This is a genomic window from Sphingomonas sp. UYEF23 (assembly GCF_040546165.1).
GTDB lineage: Bacteria > Pseudomonadota > Alphaproteobacteria > Sphingomonadales > Sphingomonadaceae > Sphingomonas > Sphingomonas glacialis.
Window position 1 is genome coordinate 107,348 of the sequence record NZ_JBEPNG010000004.1, and the last position, 19,080, is coordinate 126,427.

The 19,080-nt window shown below is 63.7% G+C and carries 17 protein-coding genes; 11 read left to right on the forward strand and 6 right to left on the reverse strand.

All coding sequences use genetic code 11. The features are described 5' to 3' along the window. The first annotated feature begins 55 nt into the window (after positions 1–55). From ABIB28_RS09380 to lpdA, 8 genes are all read left to right on the forward strand, one after another. Positions 56–841, forward strand: coding sequence for a succinate dehydrogenase iron-sulfur subunit (locus ABIB28_RS09380; protein WP_133186466.1), 786 nt, complete (start codon positions 56–58; stop codon positions 839–841). Positions 842–1,036: 195 nt separating this feature from the next. After that, positions 1,037–2,146 carry a cell division protein ZapE gene (gene zapE / locus ABIB28_RS09385; RefSeq protein WP_354287936.1) on the forward strand — a complete coding sequence of 370 codons (1,110 nt, stop codon included), beginning with the start codon at positions 1,037–1,039 and terminating at the stop codon, positions 2,144–2,146. A gap of 204 nt (positions 2,147–2,350) precedes the next feature. After that, a complete protein-coding gene (gene mdh / locus ABIB28_RS09390) occupies positions 2,351–3,313 on the forward strand; it encodes a malate dehydrogenase (RefSeq protein WP_133186470.1) in 963 nt (320 codons plus the stop codon). 53 nt (positions 3,314–3,366) lie between these two features. Further along, entirely contained in the window at positions 3,367–3,663 is a 297-nt protein-coding gene (locus ABIB28_RS09395; protein ID WP_354287937.1) for a GIY-YIG nuclease family protein, read from the forward strand. 62 nt (positions 3,664–3,725) lie between these two features. Beyond that, positions 3,726–4,610, forward strand: coding sequence for a succinate--CoA ligase subunit alpha (gene sucD / locus ABIB28_RS09400; RefSeq protein WP_010183864.1), 885 nt, complete (start codon positions 3,726–3,728; stop codon positions 4,608–4,610). Between the two features lie 106 nt (positions 4,611–4,716). Next, the gene (locus tag ABIB28_RS09405) at positions 4,717–7,656 is read left to right on the forward strand and encodes a 2-oxoglutarate dehydrogenase E1 component (protein WP_354287938.1); all 2,940 of its coding nucleotides are present in this window, start codon (positions 4,717–4,719) and stop codon (positions 7,654–7,656) included. Positions 7,657–7,770: 114 nt separating this feature from the next. After that, on the forward strand, positions 7,771–9,015 hold the full coding sequence (gene odhB / locus ABIB28_RS09410; RefSeq protein WP_354287939.1) for a 2-oxoglutarate dehydrogenase complex dihydrolipoyllysine-residue succinyltransferase: 1,245 nt from the start codon (positions 7,771–7,773) through the stop codon (positions 9,013–9,015). Positions 9,016–9,132: 117 nt separating this feature from the next. Beyond that, a complete protein-coding gene (lpdA, locus tag ABIB28_RS09415; protein WP_354287940.1) occupies positions 9,133–10,539 on the forward strand; it encodes a dihydrolipoyl dehydrogenase in 1,407 nt (468 codons plus the stop codon). A 279-nt stretch (positions 10,540–10,818) separates the two neighbouring features. Here the strand turns inward: lpdA and ABIB28_RS09420 are convergent, their stop codons facing one another. Then, positions 10,819–11,466, reverse strand: a complete 648-nt coding sequence (locus ABIB28_RS09420; protein ID WP_133191871.1) for a YoaK family protein — start codon at positions 11,464–11,466, stop codon at positions 10,819–10,821. A 126-nt stretch (positions 11,467–11,592) separates the two neighbouring features. Here ABIB28_RS09420 and ABIB28_RS09425 point away from each other — a divergent pair, with 126 nt between their 5' ends. Continuing rightward, the gene (locus tag ABIB28_RS09425; protein WP_189675816.1) at positions 11,593–11,877 is read left to right on the forward strand and encodes a hypothetical protein; all 285 of its coding nucleotides are present in this window, start codon (positions 11,593–11,595) and stop codon (positions 11,875–11,877) included. A gap of 70 nt (positions 11,878–11,947) precedes the next feature. Next, entirely contained in the window at positions 11,948–12,577 is a 630-nt protein-coding gene (locus tag ABIB28_RS09430; protein WP_354287941.1) for a trimeric intracellular cation channel family protein, read from the forward strand. A 33-nt stretch (positions 12,578–12,610) separates the two neighbouring features. Here the strand turns inward: ABIB28_RS09430 and ABIB28_RS09435 are convergent, their stop codons facing one another. Next, positions 12,611–13,357 carry an energy transducer TonB gene (locus ABIB28_RS09435; protein WP_354287942.1) on the reverse strand — a complete coding sequence of 249 codons (747 nt, stop codon included), beginning with the start codon at positions 13,355–13,357 and terminating at the stop codon, positions 12,611–12,613. A gap of 163 nt (positions 13,358–13,520) precedes the next feature. On the opposite strand from ABIB28_RS09435, the gene uvrA reads away from it, so the two are divergent. Beyond that, the gene (gene uvrA / locus ABIB28_RS09440) at positions 13,521–16,409 is read left to right on the forward strand and encodes an excinuclease ABC subunit UvrA (protein ID WP_354287943.1); all 2,889 of its coding nucleotides are present in this window, start codon (positions 13,521–13,523) and stop codon (positions 16,407–16,409) included. 20 nt (positions 16,410–16,429) lie between these two features. On the opposite strand, the gene ABIB28_RS09445 is transcribed toward uvrA, so the two are convergent. The 4 genes from ABIB28_RS09445 to ABIB28_RS09460 all read right to left on the reverse strand — a co-directional run bounded on the left by ABIB28_RS09445 (position 16,430) and on the right by ABIB28_RS09460 (position 18,979). Continuing rightward, entirely contained in the window at positions 16,430–17,086 is a 657-nt protein-coding gene (locus tag ABIB28_RS09445) for an SIR2 family NAD-dependent protein deacylase (protein WP_354287944.1), read from the reverse strand. A gap of 198 nt (positions 17,087–17,284) precedes the next feature. After that, a complete protein-coding gene (locus ABIB28_RS09450; RefSeq protein ID WP_354287945.1) occupies positions 17,285–17,776 on the reverse strand; it encodes a hypothetical protein in 492 nt (163 codons plus the stop codon). 78 nt (positions 17,777–17,854) lie between these two features. After that, the gene (locus ABIB28_RS09455) at positions 17,855–18,283 is read right to left on the reverse strand and encodes a ParA family protein (protein ID WP_354287946.1); all 429 of its coding nucleotides are present in this window, start codon (positions 18,281–18,283) and stop codon (positions 17,855–17,857) included. 93 nt (positions 18,284–18,376) lie between these two features. Next, positions 18,377–18,979 (reverse strand): hypothetical protein, encoded by a 603-nt coding sequence (locus ABIB28_RS09460; protein ID WP_354287947.1) that lies wholly within the window; start codon positions 18,977–18,979, stop codon positions 18,377–18,379. Positions 18,980–19,080: the final 101 nt, after the last annotated feature.

Consider the following 19,080-nt stretch of genomic DNA (forward strand, 5'->3'; position numbering starts at 1 on the left):
AGCGGTCGCAAACCCGGCGCTCTTGGGCGCTACGCATCACGGAAACGAGACAGCGATGGCCGAATTCTCCCTTCCCGCCAATTCGAAGATCAAGAAGACCGGCACGGTGCACAAAGCGGCATCGGACGCGACTCGGATCAAGAACTTCAAGATCTATCGCTACGATCCCGATGCCGGCCAGAACCCGCATTACGATACGTTCGAGGTCGATCTCGACTCGTGCGGCCCGATGGTGCTCGACGCGCTGATCAAGATGAAGTCCGAGCAGGATTCGTCGCTCACCTTCCGCCGCTCGTGCCGCGAGGGCATTTGCGGGTCGTGCGCGATGAACATCGATGGCACCAACACGCTCGCTTGCACCAAGGCGATCGAGGACGTGAAGGGCGAGATCCGCATCACGCCGCTGCCGCACATGGAAGTGATCAAGGATCTCGTCCCCGATTTCACGCACTTCTATGCGCAGTACAGCTCGATCAAGCCGTGGCTGCAGACCGTCACCCCGCCGCCCTCCGGCAAGGAGCGGCTCCAGTCGCCGGCCGAGCGCGAGAAGCTCGACGGCCTGTACGAGTGCATCCTGTGCGCGTGCTGCTCGACGGCGTGCCCGAGCTATTGGTGGAATTCGGACAAGTTCTTGGGGCCGGCGATCCTGTTGCAAGCCTATCGCTGGCTCGCCGACAGCCGCGACGAGATGACCGGCGAGCGGCTCGACGAGCTCGAGGATCCGTTCCGCCTGTATCGCTGCCACACGATCATGAACTGCGCGAACGTCTGCCCCAAGGGTCTCAACCCCGCCAAGGCGATCGCCGAGATCAAGAAGATGGAAATCGAACGCGTCGTTTGATTTTTCTCCCTCTCCCTCCAGCAGAGGGAAGGGGCCCGCGCAGCAGGTGCGGTAAGGGTGAGGGTGACGCAGCCGCTGGCGCGCAGCACCCTCATCCGGCGCTTCGCGCCAGCTTCTCCCACCGGGAGGAGGATTTGAGGGATCACCTCGCGGTAACTGCAGCTCCGTGGGAATCCATGTGAGGTGCGTTACGGAATGACCGACATCCTCAAGCGCTACGCCGCGCTCCTCGCTTCGGGCGAGCTGAAACCCGATCGCGAGCAAGCCGCCGCCGCCCAGCGCCTCGCCGATCTCGCGACCGCACTCCAGGCCACCCCAAAACGCGGCTCCACGCTGTGGCGCGTGCTCGGCCGCAAGCCTGAGCCACCCCGCGGGCTCTACATCTGGGGCGGGGTCGGTCGCGGCAAGTCGATGCTGATGGACCTGTTCTTCGACAGCCTCGACATCCGCCGCAAGCGCCGCGTCCATTTCGCCGAATTCATGCTCGAAGTGCACCAGCGCCTCGCCGCCGAGCGTGCCAAGGAACTCGGCGACCCGATCCCGCCGCTCGCCAGAACCTTTGCCGAGGAAACGCGCCTGCTCGCGTTCGACGAGATGATGGTCACCAACAGCCCAGACGCGATGATCCTGTCGCGGCTGTTCACGCATTTGCTCGACGAGGGCGTGACCGTGGTGACCACTTCGAACCGCCCGCCCGCCGATCTCTACAAGAACGGGCTCAACCGCGAGCATTTCCTGCCGTTCATCGCGCTGATCGAGCAAAAGCTCGACGTGCTCGCGCTCAACGGCCCGACCGATTACCGCCGCGATCGCCTGGGGCAGGTCGACACCTGGCTCGTTCCCAACGGCCCGCAGGCGACCGCGACGCTATCGGGCGACTTTTTCCGCCTCACCGATTTCCCGGTCGAGGACCGCGCCCACGTTCCGTCCGAAGAGATGATCGTCCAGGGCCGCACGCTCCACGTTCCCAAGGCGCTCAAGGGTGTCGCGGTCTTCAGCTTCAAGCGGCTCTGCGGGGAGGCGCGCGGTGCCGCCGACTACATCGCGATTGCGCGGCGCTTCCACACCGTGATCCTCGTCGGCATCCCCAAGCTCGGCCCCGACATGCGCAACGAGGCGGCGCGATTCGTCGCTTTGATCGATGCGCTGTACGAACATAAGGTCAAACTGCTCGCCGCCGCCGACGCCGAGCCCGCGCTGCTCTACGAAGCGGGGGATGGCCGCTTCGAGTTTGAACGCACGATCAGTCGCCTCGAAGAAATGCGCTCGGAAGCGTATCTTGCGCAGGGGCATGGCACCGACTGAGCGCTGTCGCGTTCATCCTAGGTACAGAGTGTGAGCCTGCCCAATTGCACTTGCGAATTAGTCGCAATACTGCTTGTTAACCCACTCGCCTTTACGGTTGCCCCGAGGCGCAAACCGGCCTAAGCCGCGCGCCATCTGCCCAGCCGCGCGTCCGCGGCCCCAATCACAACGCCCGGATGCGGGCGATAGTCGGAAGGATCCCAGATGGCTCGCAAGAAGATCGCGCTGATCGGCGCCGGTAACATCGGTGGCACGCTCGCGCACCTCGCAGCGCTCAAGGGTCTGGGCGACGTCGTGCTGTTCGACGTGGTCGAAGGCGTGCCGCAGGGCAAGGCGCTCGATCTCAGCCAGTGCTCGCCGGTCGAGGGCTTCGACGCCAAGGTCACCGGCACCAACGATTACAAGGACATCGCCGGCGCCGACGTGATTATCGTCACCGCTGGTGTCGCGCGCAAGCCCGGCATGAGCCGCGACGATCTGCTCGGTATCAACCTCAAGGTCATGAAGGCCGTCGGCGAGGGCATCGCTGCCAACGCCCCCGACGCGTTCGTCATCTGCATCACCAACCCGCTCGACGCGATGGTGTGGGCGCTGCGCGAATTCTCGGGGCTCCCGCATCACATGGTGGTCGGCATGGCCGGCGTGCTCGACTCGGCGCGCTTCAGCCACTTCCTCGCCGAGGAATTCGAGGTTTCGGTCAAGGACGTCACCAGCTTCGTGCTTGGCGGCCACGGCGACACGATGGTCCCGGTCATCCAGTATTCGACCGTCTCGGGCATCCCGGTCCCCGATCTGATCGCGATGGGCCGTTCGACCCAGGAGAAGATCGACGCGATCGTCAAGCGCACGCGCGGCGGCGGCGGCGAGATCGTCGCTTTGCTCAAGACCGGTTCGGCTTATTATGCGCCCGCCACCAGCGGTATCGCGATGGCCGAAGCCTATCTCTACGACCAGAAGCGCGTCCTCCCGGCAGCGGCGCACCTCACCGGCCAGTACGGCATCGACAATCTCTATGTCGGCGTTCCGGTGGTGATCGGTGCGGGCGGCGTCGAGCAGATCGTCGAGATCGCACTCGACGACGAAGCCAAGGGCAACCTCTCGGTCTCGGTCGACGCGGTCAAGGAACTGCTGGTCGCGTGCAAGGCGATCGACGGCAGCTTGAACTAAGGAATTAGGCACTACCCCGGCGAACGCCGGGGCCCAGTCGTGGGACGCTGGCTATGAACGGACACGCCTATGTCTATATCATGGCCAGCCAGCGCAACGGAACGATCTACCTCGGCTCGACGGTCAATTTGGCGAAGCGGGCTTGGGAACATCGGGGCGGTGTCGTCGAAGGTTTTACGAAGCGTTACGGTTGCAAGCTTCTGGTTTGGTACGAAGCGCACGACGGTTGGGAAGAAGCACGGCAGCGCGAGCTGCGAATGAAGGAGTGGCGGAGAAGCTGGAAACTGCAGGAGATCGAAGGGCTCAACCCGGAGTGGGAAGACCTTTACGACCGCATCGCACAACCATAACCGCCATTCCAACTGGGCCCCGGCGTTCGCCGGGGTGGACGCTGTAAGGGATCGAACGCCACATGAGCATTCTCGTCGACAAGAACACCAAGGTCATCACCCAGGGCATGACCGGTGAGACCGGCAGCTTCCACACCAAGGCGGCGCTCGAATACGGCACGCAGATGGTTGGCGGCGTGACGCCCGGCAAGGGCGGCACCACCCACCTCGACCTGCCGGTGTACGACACCGTCGCCGAGGCCGTCGCCAAGACCGGCGCGACCGCAAGCGTCATCTACGTTCCGCCCCCCTTCGCGGCCGACTCGATCCTTGAGGCGATTGACGCACAGGTTCCGCTGATTGTCACGATCACGGAAGGCATCCCGGTGCTCGACATGGTCCGCGTCAAGCGCGCGCTGTCGGGTTCCAAGTCGCGCCTGATCGGCCCGAACTGCCCGGGCGTGCTGACGCCGGGTGAGTGCAAGATCGGCATCATGCCCGGCAGCATCTTCCGCAAGGGGTCGGTCGGCGTTGTCAGCCGTTCAGGCACGCTCACCTATGAGGCGGTGTTCCAGACGTCGAACGCAGGCCTTGGTCAGACGACCGCGGTCGGCATCGGTGGCGATCCGGTCAACGGCACGAACTTCATCGACGTGCTCGAGCTGTTCCTGGCGGACGACGAGACCAAGTCGATCATCATGATCGGCGAAATCGGCGGTTCGGCCGAAGAGGAAGCCGCGCAGTTCCTGCGTGACGAAGCCAAGCGCGGTCGCAGCAAGCCGATGGCCGGCTTCATCGCGGGCCGCACGGCGCCTCCGGGTCGTCGCATGGGCCATGCCGGGGCGATCGTCTCGGGCGGCCAGGGCGGCGCCGAGGACAAGATCGCGGCGATGGAAGCTGCGGGTATCCGCGTTGCGGATAGCCCCTCGGAACTGGGCACGACCTTGCTGGCAGTGCTGAACGGTTAATCTCGGGCGTCGCCCCGGCGAAGGCCGGGGCCGCTGCGTTACTGTTGCGCAGCGGTTGCCCCAAACACAGCGACCCCGGCCTACGCCGGGGTGACGAGGACTCGATATGGGCATTGAAGGCCAGGATTTCGCGGATGTTGCGGGCAGCGTAAGCCCCGCCTTCATCGAGTCGCTCTACGCACGCTTCAAGACGTCGCCCGACAGCGTCGAGCCGTCGTGGCGCTCCTGGTTCGAAGGCCTCGAAGGCTCGACCGAAGGCGCTTCGTGGCAGCAGGCGAACTGGCCGCTTTCCTCGACCGACGATCTCACCTCGGCGCTCGACCCGACCCAGATGGAGCCCGCGCCCAAGCCCGCACGCGGTGGCGCAAAGCCAGCTCCCGCCGCGGCGGCTGCCCCGGCGCCCTCGGAGGACGCGATCCTGCGCGCCGCGAGCGATTCGATCCGCGCGATGATGCTGATCCGCACCTACCGCGTGCGCGGCCATCTCGCCGCCAATCTCGATCCGCTCGGTCTGTCGACGCGCGACATGCCCGATGATCTGAAGACCGAATATCACGGCTTCTCCGACGCCGATATCGACCGCAAGGTCTATCTCGGCGGCGCGATGGGGCTCGAATGGGCGACGATCCGCGAGCTCGTCGACACGCTGCGCACCAACTATTGCGGCAATGTCGGCCTCGAATACATGCATATCGCCGACGTCGAAGAGCGTCGCTTCCTGCAGGACCGCATGGAAGGCAAGGACAAGGCGATCGAGTTCACCGATCTCGGCAAGAAGGCGATCCTCAACAAGGTGATCGAAGCCGAGCAGTGGGAACGCTTCTGCGGCAAGAAGTATGTCGGCACCAAGCGCTTCGGCCTCGATGGCGGCGAAAGCATGATCCCGGCGCTCGAGTCGGTCATCAAATATGGCGGCGCGCTCGGCATCAACGATATCGTCTTCGGCATGGCGCATCGCGGCCGCTTGAACGTCCTGACCAACGTGATGGCCAAGCCGTTCCGCATCATCTTCCACGAATTCGGCGGCGGGTCGGACAATCCCGACGACGTCGCGGGTTCGGGCGACGTGAAGTACCACCTCGGCACCTCGACCGACCGCGAGTTCGACGGGATCAGCGTCCATATGTCGCTGGTCGCCAACCCGTCGCACCTCGAGGCGGAAGACCCCGTCGTGCTCGGCAAGACGCGCGCGATCCAGACGATCGCGGGCGATCTCGACGAGCACAAGGCATCGCTCCCCGTCCTCATCCACGGCGACGCGGCGTTCGCGGGACAGGGGATCGTCTGGGAGTGCCTCGGCTTCTCCGGCATCCGCGGCTACAACACCGGCGGCTGCGTCCACTTCATCATCAACAACCAGGTCGGCTTCACGACGTCGCCGCAGTTCGCGCGTTCGTCGCCATACCCGTCGGACGTCGCCAAGGGCGTCCAGGCGCCGATCTTCCACGTCAACGGCGACGATCCCGAGGCGGTGACCTTCGCCACCAAGATGGCGATCGAATATCGCCAGAAGTTCCACCGCGACGTGGTGATCGACATGTGGTGCTATCGCCGCAACGGTCACAACGAGGGCGATGAGCCGTCCTTCACGCAGCCGCTGATGTACGACGTGATCCGCAAGCATCAGCCGGTCAGCGAAATCTATGGCGCCAAGCTGATCGAGCAGAAGGTGATCGACCGCGCGTGGATCGACGCCAATATCGCGCAGTTCACGACGCTGCTCGAAGGCGAGTTCGAAGCTGGCGCGACCTACAAGCCCAACAAGGCCGACTGGTTCGCCGGTCGCTGGTCGGGGCTGCACTCGCCCGCCGATTCGGAAAGCGCGCGCCGCAACGTCGAGACGGGCATCGAGCAGAAATTGTTCGACTCGCTCGGCCGCACGCTGACGACGATCCCCGAGGGGCTGACCGTCCACAAGACGCTCAACCGCGTGCTCGACGCCAAGCGGGCGATGTTCAAGACCGGCGAGAATTTCGACTGGGCGACCGGCGAAGCGCTGGCGTTCGGGTCGCTGCTCTCGGAGGGCTATGGCGTCCGCCTGTCGGGCCAGGATTCGGGCCGCGGCACTTTCTCGCAACGCCATGCGGTGTGGGTCGATCAGACCAACGAGGACAAGTATCGCCCGCTCTCGACCGTCGAGCATGGCCGCTTCGAAGTGCTCGACTCGCCGCTGAGCGAATATGGCGTGCTCGGGTTCGAGTACGGCTATGCGCTCGCCGATCCGAAGACGCTGGTGCTGTGGGAGGCGCAGTTCGGCGACTTCATGAACGGCGCGCAGATCATGATCGATCAGTTCATCGCGTCGGGCGAAGCCAAGTGGCTGCGCGCCAACGGCCTCGTGATGCTGCTGCCGCATGGCTATGAAGGGCAGGGGCCGGAGCATTCGTCGGCCCGCGTCGAGCGCTTCCTGCAGCTCTGCGCGCAGGACAATATCCAGGTCGCCAACTGCACCACGCCGGCCAATTACTTCCACCTGCTGCGCCGGCAGATGCACCGCTCGTTCCGCAAGCCCTTGATCATCTTCACGCCCAAGTCGCTGCTGCGCCACAAGCTGGCGGTGTCGAAGACCGCTGATTTCATCGGCGACAGCCACTTCCAGCGGATGCTGAGCGACCCTTCGGCGCCCGCCGATGCGGACGTGAAGCGCCTCGTGCTCTGCACCGGCAAGGTTGCGTACGATTTGATGGAAGCGCGCGATGCCGCGGGCGACCAGAACACGGCGATCGTTCGTGTCGAGCAGCTCTACCCCTTCCCGGGTGAGCCGCTGGTCGAGCGTCTCAAGCGCATGCCGAACCTCGAAACGGTGGTGTGGGCGCAGGAAGAGCCGAAGAACAACGGCGCGTGGACCTTCGTCGATCCGTTCATCGAGGAATGCCTCATCGAAGCGGGCGGCACGGTGCAGCGTGCGCGCTATGCCGGGCGTGCGGCCTCGGCCTCGCCGGCGACGGGCTTGATGAAGCGGCACCAGACCGAGCAGGCGGCGCTCGTCGCCGATGCGCTCCGGCACAGCGTCCGCGAGGAAATTCGCCGGACACGCAAGGTTTGATCGTTACCCCGGCTGCGCGAGCAGCCGGGCATTCGTAATTTCGCGCAGCGCTTGATCGGCAAGCGTTGCGCACCTGGGCCCCGGCCTTCGCCGGGGAAGAGAAAAGAGGCTGATATGGCAACCGAAGTCACAGTACCGGTACTCGGTGAATCGATCACCGAAGCGACGCTCGGCGAATGGCTCAAGCAGCCCGGCGACAAGGTCGCGGTCGACGAGCCGATCGCCAGCCTCGAGACCGACAAGGTCTCGGTCGAAGTCCCGTCGCCCGTCGCCGGCGTGATGGGCCAGCACGCGGTGCAGGTCGGTGACACCGTCTTGGTCGGCGCCATGATCGCGACGATCGACGCAGGCGAGGGCGCGCCCGCCACCGCTACCGCGCCGCAGCCCGCCGTGCTCCAGTCGCCCGCGGCTGAGGCCCAGGCATCGCCCGCCGCGACCGCCGGCCAGCAGGCGCCTGCCTCCGACCCGCGCGACACGCCCGCCGCGCTCTCGCCGTCGGTTCGCCGCGCCGTGCTCGAGCACGGTGTCGACCCCGCGACGGTCAAGGGCACCGGCAAGGACGGCCGCCTGACCAAGGACGACGTCGCCGCCGCTGCCGCCTCGACCCCGGCACCCGCCGCCGCGCCGCCGGTCTCGGCTTCGGTTGCTGCGTCGACCGGCCGCAAGGAAGAGCGCGTCCGCATGACGCGCCTGCGCCAGACGATCGCCAAGCGCCTCAAGGAAGCGCAGAACACCGCCGCGCTGCTGACGACCTTCAATGACGTCGACATGACCGCGGTCATCGAGGCGCGTGCCAAGTACAAGGATCTGTTCGAGAAGAAGCACGGCGTCCGCCTCGGCTTCATGGGCTTCTTCGTGAAGGCGGCCTGCCTCGCGCTCAAGGACATCCCGAGCGTCAACGCCTCGATCGAGGGCGATGAGATCGTCTATCACGATTACGCCGATATCTCGGTCGCGGTGTCGTCGCCCGGCGGGCTCGTCGTACCGGTCGTGCGCGATGCCGACCAGATGTCGGTCGCGCAGGTCGAGAAGACGATCGGCGATTTCGGCAAGCGCGCCAAGGACGGCACGCTCAAGATGGACGAGATGAAGGGCGGTACCTTCACCATCTCGAACGGCGGCGTGTTCGGCTCGCTGATGTCGACCCCGATCATCAACCCGCCGCAGGCCGCCGTGCTCGGCCTGCACCGCATCGAGGACCGCGCGGTCGTCGTGAACGGCCAGATCGTGATCCGCCCGATGATGTACCTCGCTTTGAGCTACGATCACCGCCTGATCGACGGTCGCGAAGCGGTGACGTTCCTCGTCGCGCTCAAGAATGCGATCGAAGATCCGACGCGGATCCTGATCGACCTGTAATATCGGATCGCACCTACCCATATTCCGTTCGTGCTGAGCTTGTCGAAGCACTGTCCTTGTCTGTCGGACGGAAGAGAAGGCAGCCCCTCGGCAAGCTCGGGGCGAACGGAGTGACACATGGCTGACTACGATTACGACGTCCTCATCATCGGCTCGGGCCCCGGCGGGTACGTCGCGGCGATCCGCGCCGCCCAGCTGGGCCTGCGCACCGCCTGCGTCGAATCGCGCGAGACGTTAGGCGGCACTTGCCTCAACGTCGGCTGCATCCCGTCGAAGGCGTTGCTCCACGCGAGCGAGTATTTCGACGCCGCCGCCAACGGCACGATGGCCAAGCTGGGCATCAAGGTCACGCCCGAGCTCGACCTTCCGCAGATGCACGCGCAGCGGCTCGACGCGGTCAACCAGCTGACCGGCGGCATCGCCTTCCTGTTCAAGAAGAACAAGGTCACCTGGCTCAAGGGCCGCGGCGCGTTCGTCGATTCGCATACCGTCCAGGTCGGCGAGCAGACCGTCACCGCCAAGGACATCGTCATCGCGACCGGCTCGTCGGTCACCCCGCTGCCCGGCGTCACCGTCGACCAGAAGGTCGTCGTCGATTCGACCGGCGCGCTCGAGCTCGACAAGGTGCCCGAGCATATGGTCGTGATCGGCGGCGGCGTGATCGGGCTCGAGCTCGGCAGTGTGTGGCGCCGGCTCGGCGCACGTGTCACCTGCGTCGAATATCTCGACCAGATCCTCCCCGGCTTCGACGGCGATATCCGCAAGGAATCGAACAAGGTCTTCAAGAAGCAGGGCATCGAGTTCAAGCTCTCGACCAAGGTCACCGGCGTGACGGTCAACGGCGACAAGGCGACGCTCACCGTCGAGCCGTCGGCCGGCGGCCCAGCCGAGACGATCGAAGCGGATTGCGTGCTCGTCTCGATCGGCCGCCGTCCCAACACCGACGGCCTCGCGCTCGAGAACGCGGGTCTCTCGACCAACCCGCGCGGCCAGATCGACACCGATCACCGCTTCCAGACGAGCGTCCCCGGCGTATGGGCGATCGGCGACGTGATTCCGGGCCCGATGCTCGCGCACAAGGCCGAGGACGAAGGCATTGCGGTCGCCGAGAACATCGCGGGCCACACCGGCATCGTGAACCACGCGGTCATCCCGAGCGTCGTCTACACCTGGCCCGAGATCGCCGGCGTCGGCCTCACCGAGGAAGTCGCGCGCGAGCAGGCGACCAAGAACGGCGGCGAGATCAAGGTCGGCAAGTTCCCGACGGCGGGCAACAGCCGCGCCAAGACCAACCACGACCCCGACGGCTTCGTGAAGATCATCGCCGATGCCAAGTCCGATCGCGTGCTCGGCGTCTGGGCGATCGCGGTGCCTGCGGGCACGATGATCGCCGAGGCTGCGCTCGGCATGGAGATGGGCGCGACGAGCGAGGACATCGCCTACACCTGCCATGCGCATCCGACGCATAGCGAGGCGATGAAGGAAGCGGCGATGGCGGTGAGAGGGAAGGCGATCCACGTCTGAGTCTGATCGCGCCAAGCCGTAGCAAAGCTACGGCGCGGCCCCGCCGCGATCAGACCGGCCGGCGGCGCTACAGCGCCGACCGACGGCGTGGCTTTGCCACGCCGCTGCCAACAAGGAAGCCAACAGATCACACCCCCGTTCCCCGGTGAAGGCCGGGGCCCAGTAGCAAGGGCGGAGGTAAGCGAGCGGTTTCGCGCGATCGTCGCCTCCAGCACGACTGGGCCCCGGCCTTCGCCGGGGAACGGCTCGGTTGCATCTGCTCGGTCGGGGCGCGCGCCCTTACGCCGTATCGCGCTGCGTAGCCCGCGCGCCAACCGTCAGCACCGCCGCCGCCCCCGCCGCGATCCACAGCGCGCCGGTCCCGTACGCCGCGTAACACCGCGCGCCCGTGATCACCCCCGCGCCGAACCCCAGCCACAACCCAAGATAGCGCGCCCAGTCCCAGCGTGGTCCTTCGCCCATCAGCGCGGCGGCGAGCCCCTGGCCGATCCGCACCAGCGCGCCGGTCATGTAGGTCAGCCCGATGCTGACCTCGCCATCGCGCGTGAACACGCCGTTCTCCGCCCCCATCGCGGTCGCCAGCAGCAGCAGCGGCACGATGACCGGATGATATGGCGCAAACAGCGCCGCGCCGCCGAGCAGCAGCGTGACGAGCGCCATCACCGCGACGCGCTGATGGTGTGGCCGCGAACGTCCGATGATCGCCGCCGCCACCACGCCGCTGACGAAGCTCAAAATCAACCCGGCCCCGATCCGCGCGTCGTTGCTCGCCCCGGTGGCGAGCGACACGCCGAGCCGCGTCGTATTGCCGCTCATGAACGAAGCGAAGAAGCCGCCCATGCTTGAATAGGCCAGCGCATCGACGAACCCCGCCAACCCGGTGAGGCACGCTGCAAAGAGGAGGGTGGAGCGCTGATACCGTCGCATCGCGCGACCATGCCCGATGCCCCGCGCCGATGCCAGCGTCGCGCTCGCTGCGCAGGTGGAACGATCCGCGCGCACGGCGGTTTTCCCGCGCGTACCATCACGGTACGTGTCCAACAGGGGTTTCACATGAAGAAGACGATGATCGCGGCGCTGGCGCTGGTCGCACTCCCGCTCGCCGCATGCGGCGGCAATGGCGACGGCAAGCTCGCCAAGCAAGTCGAGAAGGCTGCCGACAACCGCGCCGACGCGATGGAGGCCAACGCCAAGGACCTCGAGGAGCAGGCCAAGCAGGAGCGCAAGACCGGCGACGAACGCGCCGACGCGATCCGCGCCGCCGATGTCAACGCAAGCGCGATGACGCCCGAACAGCGCGGCGAAGTCGTCGCCAACGAAGCGGCGGCCGTCCGCTGATCGCTGCGGCGCGCGACCCGGTGTCGCGCGCCGCATTCCCTCGCGCGCCTTGCGCGGGTAGAGCGCTGCGATGCCCTCGCAATTTCCCTGGCAATTCGGCTCCGCGCTGCCCTGGCTCGATCTGTTCGGGATCGCCGTATTCGCGATCACCGGTGCGCTCGCCGCAATCCGCCATCGCCAGACGCTCGTCACCGCCACCTTCTTCGCGCTGATCACCGGGGTCGGCGGCGGATCGGTGCGCGATCTTCTGATCGGCGCGCCGGTCTTCTGGGTGCATGATCGCTTCGTCGCGGGGATCTGCCTTGCGGTCGCGGTGCTGGTGTGGACGACGCCCGAGCGCTGGTGGAAGGGCACTGCGCTCGACTGGCTCGATGCGGTGGGCTTGGCCGCCTATGCCGTGTTCGGCGCGGCGAAGGCCCTCGCGTTCGGCATCCCGCCGGTGCCGGCGGCGCTGATGGGCGTGGTGACGGCGTGCATCGGCGGCGTCATCCGCGACGTGCTCGCGGGCGAGCCATCGATCTTGATGCGGCCGGAATTGTATGTGACTGCGGCGGCGCTGGCGTCGGGGTCGTATGTCGTGCTGGTGAGCGCGGGCGTCGCGCCAAGCCTCGCCGCGCCGATCGCCGCTGCGTGCGGTTTTGCACTGCGGGCTGCGGCCATCAGGTGGCGGCTGGCGTTGCCAGCTTATGGCAAGACCTGACGGATTTTCGAGGCGCCCGAGCGGCGCCTAACGCTAATACGGCAGGCGCCAGACAATTTTGCGCATGGCGTGCCGCACCTGTGGCTTACCATCGACCCCGAGCGGGGGCTGATACCGGCCGCGCTTGCTGATCGCGCTGCAGGACGCGTCGTCCAACGCTTTTGATCCGCTCGACTGGACGACCCGACAATCGCCGACCTTGCCGTCGGTCCGTATGGTCCAGACGATGGTCGAAGTACCCTGTATTCCAGCCCCCACGGCCGATGAGGGATAATCGTCATTTGTGATCCACTGTGCAGGCGATGCACTACCGTTCGCCAGCGACGGCAAATCGCGCTCTGCCGGGTCGATCCCCCACTGGTGAAGCAGATCGTCCTGGCATGCCTTTAGCGCACCCGCTGCCCCCGACATCCCCGGTACGGCAAACGCAGTACGCGATCCATTCGCCAAGGTGACGGACAAGGATGACGAGCGCAGGATTTCGGTTGCCACATCCCCCTCGGTCGTGAGGGTCGTAATGGTCTGGTTCTTCTCCTTGATCTCGTAAACTGAGATATCGCTGTCGATCGTCCGGCCCGACGGTTGGAGCGTGAGCGTGCCTTTCATCGGACGGTATCGCGTCGTCTTCGCGCCTGGCGTGACGGTTACGACTTCGAGGCCTGAAGCAAGCGGCGAAGGATTGATGCCGAGCGCCATTCGCGCATTGCTTGGACCATAGTCGCGCGACAGGATGCACGCCGCGTCGGCATATTCGACGGTCCATTTGCCGGTCGGCTGCAATGGCACGTCGGCGGGCGCGGGACCCCCGAGCGCGAGCAGCGCCGCAATCAGCATCGTCTTCATCGCTTGCCCCCAAACCTTGTCGTTGCGAGTTTAACGCCCCATCTCGCCCCTGCAACCGGTCGCTTGCGCCATCCGAACAAATCTGGAACAAACCGCTCCCATGCTGACTCATATTTCCGTGCGCGGCGCGCGCGAGCACAATCTCAAGGACGTCTCGGTCGATATCCCGCGCGATACGCTGACGGTCATCACCGGGCTGTCGGGCAGCGGCAAGTCGAGCCTCGCCTTCGACACGATCTACGCCGAGGGCCAGCGGCGCTATGTAGAGTCGCTCAGCGCCTATGCGCGGCAGTTCCTCGAGCTGATGCAGAAGCCCGACGTCGATCACATCGAGGGCCTGTCGCCAGCAATCTCGATCGAGCAGAAGACGACCAGCCGCAACCCGCGCTCGACCGTGGCGACCGTCACCGAGATCTACGATTACATGCGCCTGCTCTGGGCGCGCGTCGGGATCCCGTATTCCCCCGCGACCGGCGAGCCGATCGCCGCGCAGACCGTCAGTCAGATGGTCGACCGCGTGATGGCGCTTCCCGAGGGCACGCGGCTGTACCTGCTCGCCCCCGTCGTGCGCGGCCGCAAGGGCGAGTATAAGAAGGAACTGCTCGAGTGGCAGAAGGCCGGCTTCACCCGCGTCCGCATCGACGGCGAGATCCACGAGATCGACGAAGCCCCCGCGATCGACAAGAAGTACAAGCATGACCTCGAGGTCGTCGTCGACCGTCTCGTCATCGGCCCCGACATCGCGACGCGCCTCGCCGAAAGCTTCGAGGCCGCGCTAAAGCTCGCCGACGGGCTCGCCTATGTCGACCCCGCCGACCCGGTCGAACCGCACACCCCCAAGAACGAAGTGCTCGGCGACAACGCGCCACCCGGCCGCATCGTGTTCAGCGAGAAGTTCGCCTGCCCGGTCTCGGGCTTCACCATCGCCGAGATCGAGCCGCGGCTCTTCTCGTTCAACGCGCCGCAGGGCGCGTGCCCGGCGTGCGATGGCCTCGGTGAAAAGATGCTGTTCGACGAGGAGCTCGTCGTCCCCAACCACGCGCTCAGCATCAAGAAGGGCGCGGTCGTGCCCTGGGCCAAGTCCAACCCGCCGTCGCCGTACTACATGCAGGTGCTCGGCAGCCTCGCGCGCGAGTTCAAGTTCGAGCTCGACACGCCGTGGGAAGACCTGCCCGAAACCGCGCGCGACACGATCCTCTACGGCACCAAGGGCAAGGCGGTCACGCTGACCTTCATCGACGGCAAGAAGTCGTACGACGTCAAGAAGCCGTTCGAGGGCGTGATCGGCAACCTCAACCGCCGCATGCTCTCGACCGAGAGCGCGTGGATGCGCGAGGAACTGAGCAAGTACCAGTCCTCCGCCGCGTGCGAGGTCTGCAAGGGCGCGCGGCTCAAGCCCGAGGCGCTCGCGGTCAAGATCGGCATGCGCGACATTTCGAGCGTCACGCGCCTGTCGGTGGTCGACGCGCTCGCTTGGTTCGAGCAGGTCCCGAGCCAGCTCGGCGACCAGCAGAACGCGATCGCCGAGCGCATCCTCAAGGAGATCCTCGAGCGGATCGGCTTCCTCAACAATGTCGGGCTCGATTATCTCAACCTCGACCGCACCTCGGGCACGCTGTCGGGCGGCGAATCGCAGCGCATCCGCCTCGCGTCGCAGATCGGCAGCGGCCTGTCGGGCGTGCTCTACGTCCTCGACGAGCCCTCGATCGGCCTGCACCAGCGCGACAACGACATGCTGCTCAAGACCCTTCGCCGGCTCCGCGATCTCGGCAACACCGTGCTCGTCGTCGAGCATGACGAGGACGCGATCCGCACCGCCGACTATGTCATCGACATGGGGCCGGGCGCCGGCGTCCACGGCGGCCACATCGTCGCGCAGGGCACCTTCGAGGAAGTCCTCGCCAACGAGAACAGCATCACCGCCGACTATCTCTCGGGCCGCCGCGAAGTCGCCGTCCCCAAGACCCGCCGCAAAGGCAACGGCAAGAAGATCACCGTCCACAACGCCACCGCCAACAACCTCAAGGGCGTGACGGCGAGCCTCCCGCTCGGCACTTTCACCTGCATCACCGGCGTCTCGGGCTCGGGCAAGTCGAGCTTCACGATCGACACGCTGTTCGCCGCCGCCTCGCGCACGCTCAACGGCGCGCGCATCGTCCAGGGCAAGCACGACAAGATCACCGGCCTGCAATATCTCGACAAGGTGATCGACATCGACCAGTCGCCGATCGGCCGCACCCCGCGCTCGAACCCGGCGACCTATACCGGCAGCTTCACCCAGATCCGCGACTGGTTCGCCGGCCTCCCCGAAAGCTTAGCCCGCGGCTACAAGCCCGGCCGTTTCAGCTTCAACGTCAAGGGCGGCCGCTGCGAGGCGTGCCAGGGCGACGGACTGCTCAAGATCGAGATGCACTTCCTCCCCGACGTCTATGTGACGTGCGACGTCTGCCACGGCGAGCGCTACAATCGCGAGACGCTCGAGGTGAAGTTCAAGGGCAAGAGCATCGCCGACGTGCTCGACATGACGGTCGAGGATGCGGTCGAATTCTTCAAGGCGGTCCCGCCGATCCGCGACAAGATGGCGATGCTGCAGGAAGTGGGCCTCGGCTACGTCAAGGTCGGCCAGCAGGCGACGACGCTGTCGGGCGGCGAGGCGCAGCGCGTCAAGCTCGCCAAGGAACTGTCGCGCCGCGCCACCGGGCAGACGCTGTATATTCTGGACGAGCCGACGACGGGGCTGCATTTCGAGGACGTGCGCAAGCTGCTCGAAGTGCTCCACCAGCTGGTCGAGCAGGGCAATACGGTGGTGGTGATCGAGCACAACCTCGACGTCATCAAGACGGCGGATTGGGTGCTCGACCTTGGGCCCGAGGGCGGCGTGAAGGGCGGCGAGATCGTCGCGCAGGGGACGCCTGAGGTGGTGGCGAAGGCGAAGGGGTCGTTTACTGGGAAATATTTGGCGCCGTTGTTGGGGAAGAGCGCTGTTTGACGGCGCTAACTCCGTTGCCGTCACCAGCTCCTAAATTCAGCGATCTCCTCTCGCTTTGCAACTACTAGCGCCACTAGCTCTTGTAAGGATTTCGTTAGGTCCAAATGACCTTCTCGGGGTGAATATGTTAAAACGTTCAACCCTCGCGTTCGCTTTATTAAATCCTTCTGGGCGTCTGCGATGGGCGTCGGAAGCGTCATGAAGTGCGCGGACTCACCGTGCTTGTATTTGTAGTCCTCGAATATAATTTGCAAATCGGGATCGCTTAATCCGCATCCCAGGCAAATAAAAGTATGAGTGTGCAGTAGCGCTGAGAATACCTCATAAAAGCTAGAATATTCTGTTCTAGCCTTTCCGTATTGCTCAAGTGTAAATATCATTTTGGACACCGCATCTACGGTGCCGTGTGGCTTTATAATATATCTATCCGCGCCAGACACAGCGTCTCTGATGTCGCTATCATAATAATTCTTTACGATTATCGTACCTTCGCTAGCCCCGATAGCATACGTCTCGTATATTTTGTCAAAATTTAATGAAGCTACAATTCTAGAGTCTAGATTGAATATTGCTTCATGTATCGGGGCGTGCCTATAGATCGGAGTTGAAAATTCCTCTTTGACGAAGTTGGGCCAAGCTTCGCCGAATCCAGTCCTGATATAATCGCAAGCTTCCAAATACTGGTATTTTTTTTAAGGAAGTACTAACATAGGGCATCCGGGTATTGAGCGCTTGATAAGCCTTGTTTAGAAAAGCTCCCCAAGTCGCTGGACGGCGGCCTGCGTCTGTTTGCGAGTTCGCCGAAACTCCTGATCCAATTAAGATAACGGACCGGCGTCTCGCGATCGCGCTTATGAGATTGTCTGGCCACGCAATCATTCGGTAAGTTCCGCAAGATTTTCAGCTAGTCTCTGTGTGATATCTTTGTAAATATCGCCAGCGTCTCGAACCTTGTTAAAATGTGCACCGCGAACACCATCCTTGGCGCGAAGTGCAAAGATTGGCTTGTGGGCTGTTTGCGACATTGGGATTAAGCTATAAAGATTAGGGATGGTTCCTATCTCGTAATTATTTACGTGTTCATTTAATTGTAGTTTATCGACAAAGTTCGCCTTAATGCTTTTAGGAATTCTTTTCATAATAGTTTCATAGGCGGCAACAGCTCTTTTTTCTCCTTCTTTTGTTTTTTGAATATATTGTTGCGCTACATATCCAGCAAATCGAATCTCAAAGGCGCCCCCGTGCGGGATGTCTTCAATTAGGCTCTCGTCGACTTGATTAAGTCCGTTTTTTAGTTTTTTCTTCCACTCGAGAAGGGCAATCGAAATATTCTCAATGGCTCTAAGGCTGAAAATATCTATCGACATTGGGCTTACGAAAAAGTCGCAGGCAAGAAGAACTGCTCGATTAATAGATCCTAACGACGGTCCCATATCAAATAATACCTAGTCATACTTCCCGCATCTTTCTAAAAGCTCTGAAAAGAGGAATGAGGTTCTAAGGCCTCGGATTTCTCCTCCAATTGCATCCTGCCAGTCCTTCGATAAAAGGTCCTCTTTCAAGGCAAGCCTGGGGTCTCCTGGTATTAGATCCACTCCATAATCTAAAACCTTCTGCGGTTTTATAGAATCGGCGTAACCCTTACCTATTGATAGAGGATGTATTATACTATGAACAGTAAAAGACTTTGAGTCTTCATATAGTTCGTACACGTCCCAATCATCTAGTAGTAACTGCGTCGCGTTGCATTGAGGATCTGCATCAACCACTAAAACCTTTTTCTTGCGCTCTAGGGCAAGATATGCGGCCACATTACAAAGAAGGGTGGTTTTGCCGACGCCACCTTTGTTATTAAAAAATGCGATTGACTGCACCGTCGGCTCCGAAATCCAGGACTGATTTTTGGTATGCTAGTCCCGATTTTTCGGTTCGCAAACAAATGCGTGTCGTGTCAGCGACAAAGCTGGCTAGACCCACGGCTCCATCACCCCGCTAACCACCAACAACCCACAAACCCCCGCCAGCATCGCCACATTCGCCCGCCGCCCCTTCACCAGCAGCAGCGCGATCAGCAGGCCGAGCACCCCGAACCCGCTCACCAGATACACCAGCAACACCAGCCCGTTCCCCACCGGCTCCACCACCTCGGGCCGCGGATGGAGCGTGTCGAGCACGACGCCCCCGGCCCAGCTCGCCACATTCGCGGCGAGCAGCCCGCCGATCACCAGCCGGTTCTGCTTGTCGTACCATTCGTCGAAATCGGGCCAGTCCTCGGGCGTGTCGGGAAAGATCAGCGTCGCCGCGAGATAATAGACGCCGACCATCGCCAGCACGCTGAGCAGCGTGACGTAATTCGCGCTGATCTGCTCGCGCGCATCGAAGGCGAGCAGCCAGAAGCTCGTCAGGTCGAGCATCACCACGAGCCCGAGCAGCGGCGTCAGCCAGCCGATCCGCACCGGCCGCACGCCGCGCTTCAATTTCAGCGCACGCGAAAAGCCGTTGAGCACCGCGGCGAGCGCCAGGCCCAGCACCAGGCCGAACAGCGTGAACACCAAACCAAATGGACTCATCGTGATTTCCCCCCGGATATCAGGGGGAAGGCTAGCGCGGCCGAGGCTGGGCGTCGAGTCTTGCGCGCCGCGGGGAGGGGGGGCGCAGCAAAGCCGCGCTG

Excerpts from the sequence above, each read along its gene's own strand:
- odhB (WP_354287939.1), top strand. The coding sequence starts at position 7,771 with ATGGCAACCGAAGTCACAGTACCGGTACTCGGTGAATCGATCACCGAA.
- uvrA (WP_354287943.1), top strand. The coding sequence starts at position 13,521 with ATGCTGACTCATATTTCCGTGCGCGGCGCGCGCGAGCACAATCTCAAG.
- ABIB28_RS09405 (WP_354287938.1), top strand. The coding sequence starts at position 4,717 with ATGGGCATTGAAGGCCAGGATTTCGCGGATGTTGCGGGCAGCGTAAGC.
- sucD (WP_010183864.1), top strand. The coding sequence starts at position 3,726 with ATGAGCATTCTCGTCGACAAGAACACCAAGGTCATCACCCAGGGCATG.
- zapE (WP_354287936.1), top strand. The coding sequence starts at position 1,037 with ATGACCGACATCCTCAAGCGCTACGCCGCGCTCCTCGCTTCGGGCGAG.
- ABIB28_RS09395 (WP_354287937.1), top strand. The coding sequence starts at position 3,367 with ATGAACGGACACGCCTATGTCTATATCATGGCCAGCCAGCGCAACGGA.
- ABIB28_RS09430 (WP_354287941.1), top strand. The coding sequence starts at position 11,948 with ATGCCCTCGCAATTTCCCTGGCAATTCGGCTCCGCGCTGCCCTGGCTC.
- ABIB28_RS09460 (WP_354287947.1), bottom strand. The coding sequence starts at position 18,979 with ATGAGTCCATTTGGTTTGGTGTTCACGCTGTTCGGCCTGGTGCTGGGC.
- ABIB28_RS09425 (WP_189675816.1), top strand. The coding sequence starts at position 11,593 with ATGAAGAAGACGATGATCGCGGCGCTGGCGCTGGTCGCACTCCCGCTC.
- ABIB28_RS09380 (WP_133186466.1), top strand. The coding sequence starts at position 56 with ATGGCCGAATTCTCCCTTCCCGCCAATTCGAAGATCAAGAAGACCGGC.
- ABIB28_RS09420 (WP_133191871.1), bottom strand. The coding sequence starts at position 11,466 with ATGCGACGGTATCAGCGCTCCACCCTCCTCTTTGCAGCGTGCCTCACC.
- mdh (WP_133186470.1), top strand. The coding sequence starts at position 2,351 with ATGGCTCGCAAGAAGATCGCGCTGATCGGCGCCGGTAACATCGGTGGC.
- ABIB28_RS09450 (WP_354287945.1), bottom strand. The coding sequence starts at position 17,776 with ATGTCGATAGATATTTTCAGCCTTAGAGCCATTGAGAATATTTCGATT.
- lpdA (WP_354287940.1), top strand. The coding sequence starts at position 9,133 with ATGGCTGACTACGATTACGACGTCCTCATCATCGGCTCGGGCCCCGGC.